The organism is Reyranella sp. (assembly GCF_004296935.1).
GTDB lineage: Bacteria > Pseudomonadota > Alphaproteobacteria > Reyranellales > Reyranellaceae > Reyranella.
Window position 1 is genome coordinate 1 of the sequence record NZ_SCVH01000107.1, and the last position, 15426, is coordinate 15426.

A 15426-nucleotide genomic window follows, 5' to 3' on the forward strand; every position below is an offset into this window, starting at 1 on the left:
GCTCTTCCGATCTCTTGGCCATTCTCGGACCGGGGGCCATCGTCGGCGAACTGGCCATGATCGACGCCTTGCCGAGATCCGCGACCGTCGAGGCGATCACGGACTGCGATCTGGCTTTCGTGAGCGGCACGGCCTTCAAGGCCTGCCTGCAGGACCATCCGGAAATATATAGCCACCTCGTCCTGACGCTGGTCGCCCGCCTGAGACAGGCCGACGAGGAGGCCGCCGCGGCAAGCTTCCTGACCGTGAAGGCGCGCATCGCGCGGGCCCTGCTCCAGTTCGCCGAGCATCTCGGCCGGGAAACCGACGATGGTCGGATCGAAATTGTGCACAAGATCCAGCAGACCGACCTCGCCTCGATGGCGGGCGTCGCCCGCGAAAGTGTGAGCCGTACGGTGAGTGATTGGAAACGCCGGGACGTCATCCGCAAGCCGTTGCCCAACCACTATGTCTTTCACAAGGAAACGCTCCAGCGCGAGGCGGCCGACTTTCTCCAATGACACCCAGCGGATCCAAGCCTGAAGGCGTGATGCCGATGCCCAACCGCGGGCAAAGGCAATGGGGAAGTGTGGATACAAGCGTTACGGGTATTTCCGCCTCGCCCACCACAAGCATACCGGCCCCAGCGCCGCACCGGCCGCCATCACTGCATAAGCCAAAGTCCAGGCCCCGGGCTGGCTGACGCCGCCCGCCAGGTCGAGTGCGACGCCGATCACCCAGCCGCCGGCGGCGGTGAAGGCGAAGCCCACGGTGGAATGGACCGCCATGCTGGCGCCGCGGAACCTGGGGTCGGCGGCGGCGGCCATGCCAGAGGTCAGCGCGCCAGAGTCGCCGGGCACGGTGAAGGCGTAGACCAGCATCAGCATCAAGGTCAGCCAGGGCGACAGGCCGGCTGTGAAGCCGATGGCGAGCGCCACGGCGGCCGAGAGCAGCATCACCAGGGTGATGGCGCGGTGGCGGCCGAGCTTCAGCGCCAGCTCGTTGCCGAGGATGCTGGCGGGCATGGCGAGAGCGGTGAAGAGCGCGCTCACCACCACGGCGCCGAGCGGCGCACCGCCGCTTGCGGCGACAAAGCCCCAGAAGGCGACCAGCCAGGTGCGCACGCCGTAGAGTTCGAAGCAGTGGCAGCCGTAGGCGAAGGAGTAACCGAGCGCCGTGCGGTTGCTAAGCGCGGGGCCAAGATCAAGCAGCGGGCCGGCGCGCGGCGCCGGCGTCACCGGCTTCAGCGACCAGGCGACGAAAGTCATGATGAGCGGCGGCAGGCCGGTCAGGATGAACGCCCAGCGCCAGCCGAAGGCGTCGGCGATGAGCTGGCAGGCGAGGAACGAGAGGCCGACGCCGAACGAGAAGGCCGAGGTGTAGAAGGTGAGGCTGCGCGAGCTCTCGCCGGGATCGAGCCGGTCGGAAAGCGCCTTCAGCCCCGGCATGTAGGAGCCGGCAAAGCCGATGCCGGTGAGCGCCCACAGAAGCATGGCCGAGACCATGCCGTCGGCCAGCAGGCCGAAACCGACGGCGCCCAGCGCATTCAGCAGCGAGCCCAGGATGAGGATGCGGCGCCCGTCGAGGCGGTCGGTGAGCGTGGTGAGGACGGGTGCCGCCAGCATGTAGCCAATGGCATAGGCGCTCGCCATCAGGCCGGCCTCACCATAGGAGAGGCCCCATTCGGGAATCAGGAACGCCGGCATGGTCGACGGCACGGCGACATGCGGCAGCAGCCCGCCGACCTGCCCCACCGCCATGGCAAAGACGAGACTCTTCCCCCGGAGATTCATTGGGAGGGAGTGTAGGCGCATCGCATTGAGGTAACGAATTAGCCTTGACTAATACATTAGCCAATACTAATTAATTGGCATGATCGAAGCTGCTGCCATCAACGCCGTCATGCGCACGCTCGCCGACCCCACCCGGCGGGCAGTGTTCGAGCGCATCGTCGGCTCCGACGAGATCACCGTGGTCGAGCTGACGCGAGGGAGCGGCGTGACGCAGGGCGCCATCTCCCAGCACCTCAAGTCACTGAAGCAGGCCGGCCTGGTCGCCGAGCGCGCCCAGGGCCGGAACGTCTTTTATCGGGCCCAGCCTGAGGGCCTCGCCCCGCTCGTGGACTGGATGAGCCACTACGGCGTCTTCTGGCACGACCGGTTCGCCGACCTCCGAACCCTTCTCAAGGAAATCGATCCATGAACGACGCCGCATTGAAATCCGACCGCCAGGACATCGTGGTCGACGAGGTCTTCCCGCATGCAGCGGAGACGATCTGGAAGGTGCTGACTTCGGGCGCGCTGATGGGCCGTTGGCTCATGGCGCCGACCGGGTTCGAGCCGGTGGAGGGCAAGGGCTTCACGATGAAGACGACGCCGGCCGGCGCATGGGACGGCACCATTCACTGCCGGGTACTGGAGGTGAAACCGAACGAGCGCTTCGTCTATGCCTGGAAAGGCGGGCACGAGGGAAATGTCGGCTACGGCGCGCCGCTGGACACAGTCGTCACCTGGACGCTGTCGCCAGCTGGAACCGGGGCCGGGAACGGAACCCGCCTTCGCCTCGTCCATTCCGGCTTCGTGCTCCCGCAGAACGAGACTGCTTTCAGGGGCATGAGCGACGGATGGAAGAAGGTCGTCCGCACTCTCGACAGCATCGCGGCCGAGCAGGAGGACTGACATGAGCAAGACCTATACCGGCGGCTGCGCCTGTGGTGCGATCCGCTATGAAATCCCCGGCGAACCGATGGTGATGGCCGACTGCCAGTGCCGCGACTGTCAGCGCAAGAGCGGCACCGGGCACGGCTCCTACCTGACCTTTCCGGGCAGGAAGAGCGTGAAGCTCACGGGCGACGCGACGCATTGGGACATCGCCAGCGACAGCGGCAACGTAAAGACGCGCGCCTTCTGCCCGACCTGCGGATCACCGGTCTATCTCACGTTTGCGGCGATGCCCGATCTCTTCACCGTACACGCGGCCAGCCTTGACGATCCAGGCCGATACAAGCCGCAAATGGTGTTCTATGGCGTGCGCGGCCACGCCTGGGATCACGTCGATCCGGCCTTGCCGAAATTCGACAGGATGCCGCCCAGGTGACTCAACCTTCCTCCCCCATGAGACGGGGGAGGAGACGAAGTGGCTAGGTCGTCGCGCCTGCACCAAAAGTCGGGACGCCGTGCGTGCGGTCGTCGAGCGCCTCGGCGCCCTCGGTCGGCAGGACTTTCACGAAGTTGAGCGCGGCGTTGATGTCGCCCTGCCAGACTTCCTTCGGCAGGTCGTAGACGAACTCGACGCCGTAGCCGTTGGGATCGTGGATGTAGAGGCTGTGGGTCATGCCGTGCTCGACGCGGCGGTCGAACTTCACGCCCTTGTTCTGCAGATAGGTGAGATGCTCCAGCCAGGCCTCGCGGCTCGGCATGGTGATGGCGATGTGGTTCACCGCCACCGGCATGCCGAACATCGCCCAATCCTTGGGCGGCGGCGGCAGGTCGCGGTTCTCGACCAGGGCGACGTCGTGGTGGTGGCTGGTGCCGTCCTCGCGGACGCCCGAGTAGAAGCGCATCTTGGGCGGGTTGGGGCGGTCCTTGGTCGGCGTCAGCTGGCCGACCTGGCGAAAGCCCACGATCTCCGTCCAGAAGCGGTGCGACTCCTCGATGTCGCGGACGTTGAGCACGAGGTGGTTGATGCCGCGCGGTGTGACCGGCTTGTCCATGGCGTTTCCTCCATCCTGGACCCCGATCATAGCGCCAAACCGGGCGCCAAGGCATCATGCTCCTCTCCCCCTATCGGGGGAGAGGAGCATGACGGAGAGCCGACAGTCACTTGGTCGGGTCGGTCAGATCCTCGAATTCCTTGAGGTGGCTCGGCGCCCATTTGTGGTCGCGGGCCCTGATGATCCAGCGGTTGAGGAACGCCCAGTGCCGGCGGCCGGCCTTCACCCAGATGCGGCCGATCTCGAATTCGGTGGCGAGCAGGTAGACGCCCAGCACGAAGAAGATCCAGCCCTGCAGGATGGGCAGCAGGCCGCCCACCACCGACATCACGAAACAGCCCACGATCGCCAGCGCCATCAGCGGCTTGCGCATCCCGGGCCTACAGGTGGATCGGCTTTTCCCAGGCCGCCAACGCCGCTTCCTTGAGCGCCTCGTTGACGGTCGGATGGGCGTGGCAGACGCGACCGATGTCCTCGGCCGAGGCTGCGAATTCCATGGCGATTCCGGCCTCTCCGATCATGGTGCCGGCCTCGGCGCCGAAGATGTGGACGCCCAGCACGCGGTCGGTGGCCTTGTCGGACAATACCTTCACGAAGCCCTCCGTCGCCCCGTTCGCGCGGCTGCGCGGGTCGGCGGTGAAAGGATATTTTCCGACCTTGTAGGCAACGCCCGCGGCTTTCAGTTGTTCCTCGGTCTTGCCGACCCAGGCCACCTCGGGCTGGGTGTAGACGACCGACGGCACCAGATCCCAGTTCACGTGGCCCTTCTGACCCGCCAGCGTTTCCACGCAGGCGATGCCGTCCTCGCTCGCCTTGTGGGCGAGCATGGGCCCGTCGATCACGTCGCCGATGGCGTAGATGCCGGGCACCGAGGTCTGGAAGTGCGCATCGACGGCGATGCGCCCGCGTTCCGTGAGCTTCACCCCCGCCTTGTCGAGGCCGAGGCCGGCCACGTAGGGCCGGCGGCCGATCGAGACCAGCACGATGTCGGCCTGCAGCGTTTCCGCAGCGCCGCCTTTTGCCGGCTCGACCGTGAGCGTGACACCGGCGTCCGATGTTTCCGCCTTCGTCACCTTCGAGCCCAGCTTGAACTTCAGCCCCTGCTTGGTGAGCGCGCGCTGGAGGAACTTGGTGACCTCGTCGTCGACGCCCGGCGTGATGCGATCGAGGAATTCGACCACCGTCACGTCGCTGCCGAGGCGGCGCCACACCGAGCCCAGCTCGAGGCCGATGATGCCGGCGCCGACCACGACCAGGCGCTTGGGCACTTGGGCGAGCTCGAGCGCGCCGGTCGAGGAAACGATCTTCTTCTCGTCGATGGCGACGCCGGGCAGCGGCGTCACTTCCGACCCGGCGGCAATCAGGATGTTCCTGGCCGTGGCCGTGTCCTTCACGGCACCGTCGGGGCCGACCACCGAAACCTTGCCGGCGGCGTCGATGCGGCCCATCCCCTGCAGCCAGGTGATCTTGTTCTTCTTGAACAGGAACTCGATGCCCTTGGTGGTGGCACCCACCACCTCGGCCTTGCGCTTCATCATCTGGGCGAAATCGAGCGTGGGCGCACCGACCACGATGCCGTGCGCCGCGAGATCGTGGCCCGTCTCCTCGAACAGATGCGAGGATTGCAGCAGCGCCTTGGAGGGGATGCAGCCGACGTTGAGGCAGGTGCCGCCCAAGGTCGCGTTCTTTTCGACGACCGCCACCTTCATCCCGAGCTGGGCGGCGCGGATCGCCGCCACATAACCGCCCGGGCCGGCACCGATCACGACGAGGTCGAAGGTTTCGTTCGCCATGACCCTGTCCTCACACGCCGAGCAGCAGCCGCTCGGGATCTTCGATGCATTCCTTGACCCGCACCAGGAACAGCACGGCCTCGCGGCCGTCGATGATGCGGTGATCGTACGACATCGCGAGATACATCATCGGCCGCGCCTTGATCTCGCCGCCCACGACCATAGGGCGCTGCTGGATCTTGTGCATGCCGAGGATGCCGGACTGCGGCGGATTGAGGATCGGCGTCGACATCAGCGAGCCGTAGACGCCGCCGTTGGAGATGGTGAAGGTGCCGCCCGTCAGGTCGGCGATCGAGAGCTTGCCGTCGCGCGCCTTGCGGCCGAGCTCGCCGATGCCCTTCTCGATGCCGGCGAAGTCGAGCGCGTCGGCATCGCGCAGCACCGGCACGACCAGGCCCTGCGGCGTGCCGACGGCGACGCCGATGTCGTAGTAGTTCTTGTAGACCAGCTCGTCGCCCTCGATCTCGGCATTGACCGACGGCAGTTCCTTGAGGCCGGCGATGCAGGCTTTCACGAAGAACGACATGAAGCCCAGCCGCGCGCCGTGCTTCTTCTCGAAATCCTCCTTCAGCCGCTCGCGCAGCGCCATCACGTTGGTCATGTCCACCTCGTTGAAGGTGGTGAGCATGGCGGCGGTGTTCTGCGCCTCCTTGAGGCGGTTGGCGATGGTGCGGCGCAGACGCGTCATGCGCACCCGCTCCTCGCGCTCGGCGCGCGGCCGCGGTCCGGACGGTGCGGCGGGCCTGGCGGCGGCAGGTGCGCTCGGCGCCGGCACCGACGCAAGGGCCGCCAGCACGTCTTCCTTGGTGGCGCGGCCGTCCTTGCCCGTGGGCTGGATCGCCGACGCCACAATGCCCGTCTCCTCGGCGAGCTTGCGCGCAGCGGGACCGGAGGCGGCGAGGTTGGCGCCGGCCGGTGTGGGTGCGGCAGCCGGAGTTGGCGCGGCAGGCTTCGGCGGCGGCGCGGCGGCGGCGGGCTTCGGCGCGGCGGCGGCTCCCCCTGCTCCCGCCTCGATGTGGCAGAGCACGGCGCCGACCTGGATGGTGGCGCCTTCGGCGACGGCGAGATCGGCGATGCTGCCGGCCACCGAGGCATTGACCTCGACCGTGACCTTGTCGGTCTCGAGCTCGCACAGCGGCTGATCGACCGCCACCGCGTCTCCCACCTTCACCAGCCACTTGGCGACGGTTGCCTCGGTGACCGATTCACCCAGTGCCGGGACCTTGATCTCGACGGCCATGACGAAAAACCCCTTCTCTTCCCGCGCCTAGCTGCCCGCGCCTAGCTGAGTGTCAGCGCGCGGTCGACCAGATCGGCCTGTTCCTTGAGATGCGTGCGCGCCGAGCCCGTGGCGGGCGACGCCGCCTCGGGCCGGCCGATATAGACCGGGCGCTTGGCCTTCACGTTGGCGCCCGACAGGGCGCGCTCGATGCGGCGATCGATGAAATGCCAGGCGCCCATGTTCTCGGGCTCCTCCTGGCACCACACCACTTCGGCATTGGGATAGTGCGCGAGCCTGAGGCCCAGCCGGCTGAACGGGAACGGATAGAGCTGCTCGATGCGCAGGATGGCGATGTCGTCGATCTTGCGCTTGCGGCGCTCGGCCACGAGATCGAAATAGACCTTTCCCGAGCAAAGCACGACGCGGCGGACACTGGCCGGATCGGCGAGCTGGTCGGTCTCGGCCAGGATGCGCCGGAACGACGAGCCCGGCCCGAAATCCGCCAGGGTCGACACGCACTCCTTGTGGCGCAGCAGCGACTTCGGCGTCATGACGATCAGCGGCTTGCGGAAGGAGCGACGCATCTGGCGGCGCAGCGCGTGGAAGTAGTTGGCCGGCGTCGTCGGATTGATCACCTGCCAGTTGTCCTCGGCGGAAAGCTGGAGGTAGCGCTCGAGCCGGGCCGAGCTGTGCTCCGGCCCCTGGCCCTCGTAGCCGTGCGGCAGCAGCATCACGAGGCCGTTCATGCGCAGCCACTTGCTCTCGCCGGAGCAGATGAACTGGTCGATGATGACCTGCGCGCCGTTGGCGAAATCGCCGAACTGCGCCTCCCACAACACCAGCGCATTGGGCTCGGCCGACGAATAGCCGTACTCGAAGCCCAGCACGCCCGCTTCGTTCAGCGGACTGTCGATGATCTCGATGTGGGCCTGCTCGGACGCCACGTGGTTGAGCGGGATGTATTTCGCCTCGGTGGTCTGGTCGACCAGCACCGAATGGCGTTGCGAGAAGGTGCCGCGGCCGGAATCCTGGCCGCTGAGGCGCACCGGCGTGCCCTCGGCCAGCAAGGTGCCCCAGGCGAGCGCCTCGCCGGTCGCCCAGTCGATGTTCTCTCCGGTGTCGATGGTCTTGCGCTTCTCCTGGAGCTGGCGCGCGATCTTGCGGTTGAGGTCGAAGTTCTTGGGCGCCTCGGAGAGCGCGCGGCCGACCGCCATGAGCTGCTCGAGATCGACCGCGGTCACGCCCTTGCGGTCCTCCTCGCCCGGCGCGACGGTGAAGCCCGCCCACTTGCCTTCGAGCCAGTCGGCCTTGTTGGGCTTGTAGTTGGTCGCGGCCTCCAGCGCCTTGTCGAGCTTTTCACGCAGGGCCGCGTCCATCGCCGCCACCTCGGCGGCGCTCACCACGCCCTCGGCCTCGAGGCGGCCGGCATAGACTTCCTTCACCGTCTTGTGGCCGCCGATCTCCTTGTACATCAGCGGCTGGGTGAACATCGGCTCGTCGGCCTCGTTGTGGCCATGCCGGCGGTAGCAGAACATGTCGATGACGACGTCGCGCTTGAAGTGCTGGCGGAATTCGGTGGCGATGCGCGAGACGTGGACCACGGCCTCGGGATCGTCGCCGTTCACGTGCAGGATCGGCGCTTGCACGATCTTGGCGACTTCGGTGCAGTAGGGGCCGGACCGCGAATAGGTCGGCAAGGTCGTGAAGCCGATCTGGTTGTTGACCACGAAATGGATGGTGCCGCCGATGCGGTAGCCGCCGAGATCGCTGAGATCGAGGCTCTCGGCCACCAGCCCCTGGCCGGCGAAGGCCGCGTCGCCGTGCATCAGGATGGCGAGGACCTGGCTGCGGTCCGTGTCGCCGCGCTGGTCCTCCTTGGCGCGCGCCTTGCCCAGCACCACCGGATTCACCGCCTCGAGATGCGAGGGATTGGGCGCCAGCGAGAGGTGGATGACGTTGCCGTCGAACTCGCGGTCGGCCGAGGCGCCGAGGTGATACTTCACGTCGCCCGAGCCGCGCATTTCCTCGGGCTGCGAGGACCGGCCCTGGAATTCGGAGAACAGCGCGGTGTAGCTCTTGTGCATGACGTGCACGAGGGTGTTGAGGCGGCCGCGGTGCGGCATGCCGATCACCACGTCGCGCACGCCGAGCTGGCCGCCGCGCTTCAGGATCTGCTCGATGCCGGCGATCAGCGATTCGCCGCCGTCGAGGCCGAAGCGTTTGGTGCCGACGAATTTCACGCCGAGGTAGCGCTCCAGCCCCTCGGCCTCGACGACCCGCTGCAGGATCATCTTGCGGCCCTCGACCGTGAACTCGGTGTGGTTCTCGATGTGCTCGATGCGCTCCTGGATCCAGGCCTTCTGGTCGGGATCGCTGATGTGCATGAACTCGACGCCAATGCGCCCGCAATAGGTCTTGCGCAGTCGGTCCATGATCTGGCGGAGCGTCGCGGCCTCGCCCAGCGCCAGCGAGCCGAAGATCAGGACCGGGCGGTCCCAATCACCCTCGCCAAAGCCGTAGGTCACGGGATCGAGCTCTCGGTGCGGCGCCTGGCGGACAAGGCCCAGCGGATCGAGATCGGCCTCGAGATGGCCGCGGATGCGGTAGGCGCGGATCAGCATCAGCGCTCGCGCCGTGTCCTGGGCGGCGGCGCGGATCTCGGCCTCGGTCTTGCCGGCAAGCGGCATGGCTGCGGCGCCGTTGCCGCCTTTCACGTTGCGGTTGGCGGCAGGCCTGGGCACGTCTGCATCGGCCGCGCCGATCACCCGGGCGCCATTGGGCGCCCAGCTGGCGCCGCGCGTCTCCGCCAGCACGTCAGCCTTCTCCTCGGCCAGCGCCGCGAAGAAGGTCTGCCAATCCCGGTCGACGGCATCGGGATCGCCCTGGTAGCGCGCGTAAAGCTCTTCGATGAATGGCGCATTGGCGCCGAACAGGAACGATGTCTGTTCTGCTCTCATGGCCCGGTACTCCTTGGCCTGTCTACGCTGGCCGCCTGGCAGAGGCTGGGCGGCGGTTCGCTTGTCAGCCCTTCATGGCCTTCAGCATTTCCTCGCCCAGTGCGGCGGGAGAATCCGCCACCTTGATGCCGACGGAACGCATGAAGTCGACCTTGAATTCGGCCGTGTCCTGGCCGCCCGAGATCACCGCGCCGGCATGGCCCATGCGGCGGCCGGGCGGCGCGGTGCGGCCGGCGATGAAGCCGACAACCGGCTTCTTGGTCTTCGAAGCCTTGATGAACTCGGCGCCCTTAACCTCGGCATCGCCGCCGATCTCGCCGATCATGACGATGCCCTGGGTCTCGGGGTCGGCCAGCAGCATCTCCAGGCACTCGACGAAGTTGGTGCCGTTCACCGGATCGCCGCCGATGCCGATGCAGGTCGTCTGGCCGAGGCCCGCGGCCGTGGTCTGGGCCACCGCCTCGTAGGTGAGCGTGCCCGAGCGCGAGATGATGCCGATCCTGCCGCGCTTGTGGATGTGGCCCGGCATGATGCCGATCTTGCACTCGCCGGGCGTGATGACGCCGGGGCAGTTGGGTCCGATCAGGCGCGACTTCGAGCCCGTGAGCGCCCGCTTCACCTTGACCATGTCGAGCACCGGGATGCCCTCGGTGATGCATACCACCAGCGGGATCTCGGCATCGACGGCTTCCAGGATCGAATCGGCGGCATAGGGCGCCGGCACGTAGATCACGCTCGCCGTGGCGCCGGTCTTGGCCACCGCCTCGGCCACGGTGTCGAACACCGGCAGATCGAGATGGGTGGTGCCGCCTTTGCCCGGCGTCACGCCGCCCACCATCTTGGTGCCGTAGGCGATTGCCTGCTCGGAATGGAAAGTGCCCTGGCTGCCGGTGAAGCCCTGGCAGATGACCTTGGTGTTCTTGTCGACCAGCACGGCCATCAGTTGGCCTCCTTGACGGCCTTGACGATCTTCTCGGCGGCGTCGGCGAGGTTTTCCGCCGAGGTGATCTTGAGACCCGACTCTTTCAGGATCTTCTTGCCGAGATCGACGTTGGTGCCTTCCAGCCGCACGACCAGCGGCACGTGCAGATTCACTTCGCGCGCCGCGGCGACCACGCCCTCGGCGATCACATCACAGCGCATGATGCCGCCGAAGATGTTGACCAGGATGCCCTCGACGTTGGAGTCCTTGAGGATGATCTTGAATGCCGCCGTCACGCGCTCCTTGGTGGCGCCGCCGCCGACGTCGAGGAAGTTGGCGGGCGCCGAGCCATAGAGCTTGATGATGTCCATGGTGGCCATGGCGAGGCCGGCACCGTTCACCATGCAGCCGATCTGGCCGTCGAGCTTCACGTAGTTCAGCGCGTACTTGCCGGCCTCGGTCTCGGCCGGATCCTCCTCGTCGAGATCGCGCAGCGCCTCGAGCTCGGTATGCCGGTAGAGCGCGTTGTCGTCGAAGGTCATCTTGGCGTCGAGGGCGATCACGTCGCCGGCCGCCGTCACGACCAGCGGATTGATCTCGATCAGCGAGCAGTCGAGCTCGGTGAAGGCGCGGTAGAGATTGCCGAGCAGTGCCACGAAGGCACCGACCTGCTTGCCCTGGAGGCCGAGCGCAAAGGCGATCTTGCGGCCCTGATAGCCCTGGAAGCCGGCGGCGGGATCGACCGCCTGCTTGACGATCTTCTGCGGCGTCTCGTGCGCCACCGTTTCGATGTCCATGCCGCCTTCGGTCGAGGCGATGACGGCGACCCGGCCTGCGGCGCGGTCGACCAGCAGCGAGAGGTAGAGCTCGCGTTTGATGTCGCAGCCTTCCTCGATATAGAGCCGCTTGACCGTCTTGCCGGCCGGTCCGGTCTGCTTGGTGACCAGCTCGTGGCCGAGCATGGCCGCGGCGTTGGCGCCGACCTCGTCGACCGACTTGGCGAGGCGCACCCCGCCCTTGCCGTCGGGATCGTTCTTGAAGCGGCCCTTGCCGCGCCCACCAGCGTGGATCTGCGACTTCACCACGGTCACCGCGCTGCCCAGCTTGCGGGCAACGTCCATGGCCTCGTCCCTGGTATAGGCGACGCCACCCTTGAGCAGGGGGACGGCAAATTTGGCCAGCAGGACCTTGGCCTGATATTCGTGGATATTCATGGAGTCCTATCGTTCGGGACTGGCTGCAAGAAGCGTGCACAACCACTTAGTTGTAAAACGCAACTGACCAATGGCTGCGGCACTTTATGGACGCCACAGCGCATTGGCAACGACGGACTGATGATCCTTTTGGGTCATTCGACCAAAGTCTAGGACCGCTCTCGAATCAGGTGCGACCGACGATCTTGTTGGTGGCGTCGATCAGCGACCGGACGGCTGCCACCGACTTGTCGAACATCGCCTTTTCCTCGGCGTTGAATTCGACCTCGACGATGCGCTCCACGCCCTTGGCGCCGATGACGACCGGCACGCCGATGTAGAGGCCCTTGACCCCGTATTCGCCGTTCAGCATGGCGGCACAGGGGATCATGCGCTTCTTGTCCTTGAGGAAGGACTCGGCCATGGCGATGGCCGACGCGGCCGGCGCATAGAAGGCCGAGCCGGTCTTGAGGTGGGCCACGATCTCGGCGCCGCCGTCACGGGTGCGCTGGACGATCTGTTCGAGCCGCTCCTTGGTGGTCCAGCCCATGTCGACCAGGTCGTGCAGGGAGATGCCGCCGACCGTCGAATAGCGCAGCAGCGGCACCATGGTGTCGCCATGGCCGCCCAGGACGAAGGCCGTCACGTCCTCGACCGATACATTGAACTCTTCGGCGAGAAACGAGCGGAAGCGGGCGCTGTCGAGGACGCCGGCCATGCCGACGACGCGGGCCGGCGGGAAGCCGGTGACTTCCTGCATCAATCCGACCATGGCATCGAGCGGGTTGGTGATGACGATGACGAAGGCGTTGGGGGCGTGCTGCTTGATGCCCTTGCCGACGGAGTCGATGACCTTGGCGTTGATGCCGACCAGGTCGTCGCGGGTCATGCCGGGCTTGCGCGGGACGCCCGCGGTCACGATCACGACGTCGGCGCCCTCGATGTCCTTGTAGTCCGACGTGCCGCTGTACTTGGCGTCGAAGCCCTCGACCGGGCTGAGCTGGGCGATGTCGAGCGCCTTGCCCTTGGCCACGCCCTCGGCGGCCGGGACGTCGAACAGGACGATGTCGCCCAGTTCCTTCTGGCCGGCGAGCAGCGCCAGGGTGCCGCCAATCTGTCCGGCGCCGATCAGCGCGATCTTCTTGCGAGCCATGCGAAAAACTCCCGTTCGTGAAGGCGGCGCGTGGTAGCGCGATTCCGCGGGAGCGGCAAGAAGGCGGGACTCACCGGGGCGGCGGGCCGCCGCGTGGCGGACGGCCGCCGCCCTGGTGTGGCCCGCCCTGCTTCTGGAAGCTGCCGTCGGGCATGCCGGCAAAGCATCGCGGCACGAAGGGAAATTGCAGCGTCACCACGTAGTAATATGTGCCTTGTGGAAACTCCGCGGTCGCGCCCTCGCGGCCGTTGCACTCGTCGAGGTCGCCCAGCCCTCGGACATATTCATAGTCGGGAGCATAGGTGCCATCGGGCCGGCCGCCGGGACCGCCGGCATCGCGCGCGCTCTTCAGCCGCCAGCTCGGCCGCAGACCGGCCTGCGCGTAGATGGGAAAGCCGTCCGCCGCCCAGCCGATCATGACTGGCTTGCCGCCCCTCGCCAGCCGATCGACCAGCCCGGTCGGCACGCCATGATAGTGGTACGACCCGTCGGGCTGCACATGGGCGTTGTTCTGGTCCATACCGAGCGGCCGCGCACCGGATAATGCCTCGATCATCCATCCCGACCGGCGGTCGTCGTTCCAGTATTCGGCGGTATTGGGATCGAACACCACGCCGTTCAGCGCCACGCCGAACAGATGGTTCGGCCGATAGAACACGACGCGGCCGGTCTTTGCCGGCCGCAGCGGAACGCGGAAATAGTAGCTCTGCGCCGAGATGCGATTGGGATTGCCCCGGTTCGGGAACTGGCCGGTGGCGTGATCGGGCAGCCCATCGGCACGGATGAGGCGAACACCCTGGCGCTCGTCGACTTCCATCTGCTGCGCCGCCGCCGCGCGCGGCACGAGGTCGAGCCACCAGCTGTCCTGCCGAGCCGCGCCCGCCGGTGTGCCGGTGTCGTGGTCGCCATGCGCCTTGGCGGGGCCGGCCGCGATGACGGCCGCCACTGCGCCGATCCATGCAATGCGCATCAGCGCTCCTTCGTTGCGCTTGGACTAAGCAACAAGGACTACGCAATGAGGAAGCCCGATATCCCTCAGACGGGATGACGTTTCAGATGGGCGAGCAGCAGTTCCGTCGCGCGGGTGGGCGCCTGGTCCATCACGAAATGACCGACATCCGGCAGCACTTCCATGGCATAGGCCGCGCCCACGAACTCGCCCGTACCGCGCGCGGCGTCGGGTCCGACGGTCGCGTCGGCGTCACCCCAGATGTAGAGCGTCGGGACCCGGATGGTGCCGATGTCGGCGGCCAGGCCCTTGTTGGAACGATACCAGGCGAGCGCCGCCTCCAGCGCCGCCGGATTGCCGAGCACGGAAAGATGCTCCTCGAGGGCGGCCGACGGCACGCCTTGTCCGAACAGGCCATCGCGCAGGCGTTTGGCATTGTCGGCCAGCAGCAGCTTGCCGGTCTCGGGTTCGAGGAAGGCCCTGTGGTGCCGCGAGCGGTGCTTCTGGTCGCCGTCCTCCTTCAGGAGCGCTCGGCGAAACGATTTCGGGTGCGGCCGTGACAGGATGGTGAGCGATACGAGGCGCTCGGGATATTTGCCCGCCACGCCCCACGACACCTGCCCGCCCCAGTCATGGCCGACAAGGTGGAAGCGCTTCCCGTCGTAGCCGGCGGCCGCGGCGATCTCGATCGCGTCATCCACCAGCCTGTCGAAAGCGTAGTTGGCGAGGTCGGCGGGATCGGGCCGCGCCCCCGGCGAATAGCCGCGCTGGTCGGGCGCCACGCAGCGATAGCCCGCCGCCGCCAGTCCGGGGAGAGCCCCGCGCCAGCTGTGCCTCGATTCGGGAAACCCGTGCAGCAACAGCACGAGCGGTCCGTCGATCGGGCCCGCGACATCCGCGGTGAATGTCAGGCCCGATCGCGTTTTCAAGCCGATGGTCCCGGCCATTTGCTTGCCGACCTTGGCGTCAATCAGCCGACGCCGTTGGCCTTGAACCAGGCGAGCGCGCGCTTCCAGCCGTCTTCCGCCTGATCCTTGCGGTAGCTCGGGCGATAGTCGGCGTCGAAGGCGTGCGGCGTGTCGGGATAGGTGATGATCTCCGACTTCTTGGCAGCGGCACTGCCTTCCTTGAGGGCCGCGCGCATCTTGTCGACGGTGTCGTTCGGGATGCCGGTGTCGGCGCCGCCGTAGAGGCCGAGCACGGGACCGTTGAGATTCTTGGCGATGTCGAGCGGATGCTTGAGCGTGAGCGGCGTGGCATCGCCGACGACGCGGCCGTACCACGCCACCCCCGCCTTCACTGCGGGATTGTGCGCGTCATAGAGCCAGGTGATGCGGCCGCCCCAGCAGAAGCCGGTGATGCCGAGCTTGGCGGTATCGGCCTTGCCTTCGCCCTTGACGAAAGCCACCGAGGAATCGAGATCGCCCATGACCTGCTCGTCCGGCACCTTGGCCACGATCTCGGCGATCAGCTTGGGCATCTCGGTGTAGCCCTTGGCGTCGCCCTGGCGGAAATAGAGCTCCGGCGCGATGGCGCAGTAGCCGGC

General features: G+C 66.8%; 16 protein-coding genes. 4 read left to right on the plus strand and 12 right to left on the minus strand.

From position 1 onward, the window contains the following. Positions 1-500, plus strand: a 500-nt coding sequence (locus EPO55_RS15725) for a Crp/Fnr family transcriptional regulator (RefSeq protein ID WP_296337909.1), incomplete at its 5' end; no start/stop codon positions are given. An 81-nt stretch (positions 501-581) separates the two neighbouring features. Here EPO55_RS15725 and EPO55_RS15730 read toward each other — a convergent pair. Then, a complete protein-coding gene (locus EPO55_RS15730; protein ID WP_296337911.1) occupies positions 582-1739 on the minus strand; it encodes an MFS transporter in 1158 nt (385 codons plus the stop codon). A 112-nt stretch (positions 1740-1851) separates the two neighbouring features. Here EPO55_RS15730 and EPO55_RS15735 point away from each other — a divergent pair, with 112 nt between their 5' ends. From EPO55_RS15735 to EPO55_RS15745, 3 genes are read left to right on the plus strand one after another with little or no spacing between them, the layout of a single operon-like run. Next, positions 1852-2181: a metalloregulator ArsR/SmtB family transcription factor gene (locus EPO55_RS15735; RefSeq protein ID WP_296337913.1), complete on the plus strand. Its 330-nt coding sequence runs from the start codon at positions 1852-1854 to the stop codon at positions 2179-2181. Further along, entirely contained in the window at positions 2178-2657 is a 480-nt protein-coding gene (locus EPO55_RS15740) for an SRPBCC domain-containing protein (RefSeq protein WP_296337914.1), read from the plus strand. The genes EPO55_RS15735 and EPO55_RS15740 overlap by 4 nt, the downstream gene beginning before the upstream one ends. A gap of 1 nt (position 2658) precedes the next feature. Then, the gene (locus tag EPO55_RS15745) at positions 2659-3075 is read left to right on the plus strand and encodes a GFA family protein (protein WP_296337915.1); all 417 of its coding nucleotides are present in this window, start codon (positions 2659-2661) and stop codon (positions 3073-3075) included. Positions 3076-3118: 43 nt separating this feature from the next. On the opposite strand, the gene EPO55_RS15750 is transcribed toward EPO55_RS15745, so the two are convergent. From EPO55_RS15750 to EPO55_RS15800, 11 genes are all read right to left on the minus strand, one after another. Beyond that, the gene (locus tag EPO55_RS15750) at positions 3119-3691 is read right to left on the minus strand and encodes a VOC family protein (RefSeq protein ID WP_296337916.1); all 573 of its coding nucleotides are present in this window, start codon (positions 3689-3691) and stop codon (positions 3119-3121) included. Positions 3692-3797: 106 nt separating this feature from the next. Next, positions 3798-4064, minus strand: a complete 267-nt coding sequence (locus EPO55_RS15755; protein WP_296337918.1) for a hypothetical protein — start codon at positions 4062-4064, stop codon at positions 3798-3800. A gap of 7 nt (positions 4065-4071) precedes the next feature. Further along, entirely contained in the window at positions 4072-5484 is a 1413-nt protein-coding gene (lpdA, locus tag EPO55_RS15760; RefSeq protein ID WP_296337919.1) for a dihydrolipoyl dehydrogenase, read from the minus strand. A 10-nt stretch (positions 5485-5494) separates the two neighbouring features. Further along, positions 5495-6724, minus strand: coding sequence for a 2-oxoglutarate dehydrogenase complex dihydrolipoyllysine-residue succinyltransferase (gene odhB, locus EPO55_RS15765; RefSeq protein WP_296337920.1), 1230 nt, complete (start codon positions 6722-6724; stop codon positions 5495-5497). A 41-nt stretch (positions 6725-6765) separates the two neighbouring features. Beyond that, entirely contained in the window at positions 6766-9663 is a 2898-nt protein-coding gene (locus EPO55_RS15770; RefSeq protein WP_296337921.1) for a 2-oxoglutarate dehydrogenase E1 component, read from the minus strand. A gap of 64 nt (positions 9664-9727) precedes the next feature. Then, positions 9728-10603 carry a succinate--CoA ligase subunit alpha gene (sucD, locus tag EPO55_RS15775; protein WP_296337922.1) on the minus strand — a complete coding sequence of 292 codons (876 nt, stop codon included), beginning with the start codon at positions 10601-10603 and terminating at the stop codon, positions 9728-9730. Further along, positions 10603-11799, minus strand: a complete 1197-nt coding sequence (gene sucC, locus EPO55_RS15780) for an ADP-forming succinate--CoA ligase subunit beta (protein WP_296337924.1) — start codon at positions 11797-11799, stop codon at positions 10603-10605. Before sucC ends, sucD begins: the two co-directional genes overlap by 1 nt. A 166-nt stretch (positions 11800-11965) precedes the next feature. After that, positions 11966-12931, minus strand: coding sequence for a malate dehydrogenase (gene mdh, locus EPO55_RS15785; RefSeq protein ID WP_296337925.1), 966 nt, complete (start codon positions 12929-12931; stop codon positions 11966-11968). A gap of 70 nt (positions 12932-13001) precedes the next feature. Next, a complete protein-coding gene (locus tag EPO55_RS15790) occupies positions 13002-13901 on the minus strand; it encodes a YHYH protein (protein ID WP_296337927.1) in 900 nt (299 codons plus the stop codon). 65 nt (positions 13902-13966) lie between these two features. Further along, complete coding sequence (locus tag EPO55_RS15795; protein ID WP_296337928.1) at positions 13967-14827, minus strand: alpha/beta hydrolase; 861 nt, start codon at positions 14825-14827, stop codon at positions 13967-13969. A 23-nt stretch (positions 14828-14850) separates the two neighbouring features. Further along, positions 14851-15426: dienelactone hydrolase family protein (locus EPO55_RS15800; protein ID WP_296337929.1), on the minus strand; the 576-nt coding region annotated here is incomplete at its 5' end.

Bases quoted from the DNA above. Each gene is read 5' to 3' on its own strand.
- EPO55_RS15730 (WP_296337911.1), bottom strand. From the start codon at position 1,739: ATGGCGGTGGGGCAGGTCGGCGGGCTGCTGCCGCATGTCGCCGTGCCG.
- EPO55_RS15735 (WP_296337913.1), top strand. From the start codon at position 1,852: ATGATCGAAGCTGCTGCCATCAACGCCGTCATGCGCACGCTCGCCGAC.
- EPO55_RS15740 (WP_296337914.1), top strand. From the start codon at position 2,178: ATGAACGACGCCGCATTGAAATCCGACCGCCAGGACATCGTGGTCGAC.
- EPO55_RS15745 (WP_296337915.1), top strand. From the start codon at position 2,659: ATGAGCAAGACCTATACCGGCGGCTGCGCCTGTGGTGCGATCCGCTAT.
- EPO55_RS15750 (WP_296337916.1), bottom strand. From the start codon at position 3,691: ATGGACAAGCCGGTCACACCGCGCGGCATCAACCACCTCGTGCTCAAC.
- EPO55_RS15755 (WP_296337918.1), bottom strand. From the start codon at position 4,064: ATGCGCAAGCCGCTGATGGCGCTGGCGATCGTGGGCTGTTTCGTGATG.
- lpdA (WP_296337919.1), bottom strand. From the start codon at position 5,484: ATGGCGAACGAAACCTTCGACCTCGTCGTGATCGGTGCCGGCCCGGGC.
- odhB (WP_296337920.1), bottom strand. From the start codon at position 6,724: ATGGCCGTCGAGATCAAGGTCCCGGCACTGGGTGAATCGGTCACCGAG.
- EPO55_RS15770 (WP_296337921.1), bottom strand. From the start codon at position 9,663: ATGAGAGCAGAACAGACATCGTTCCTGTTCGGCGCCAATGCGCCATTC.
- sucD (WP_296337922.1), bottom strand. From the start codon at position 10,603: ATGGCCGTGCTGGTCGACAAGAACACCAAGGTCATCTGCCAGGGCTTC.
- sucC (WP_296337924.1), bottom strand. From the start codon at position 11,799: ATGAATATCCACGAATATCAGGCCAAGGTCCTGCTGGCCAAATTTGCC.
- mdh (WP_296337925.1), bottom strand. From the start codon at position 12,931: ATGGCTCGCAAGAAGATCGCGCTGATCGGCGCCGGACAGATTGGCGGC.
- EPO55_RS15790 (WP_296337927.1), bottom strand. From the start codon at position 13,901: ATGCGCATTGCATGGATCGGCGCAGTGGCGGCCGTCATCGCGGCCGGC.
- EPO55_RS15795 (WP_296337928.1), bottom strand. From the start codon at position 14,827: ATGGCCGGGACCATCGGCTTGAAAACGCGATCGGGCCTGACATTCACC.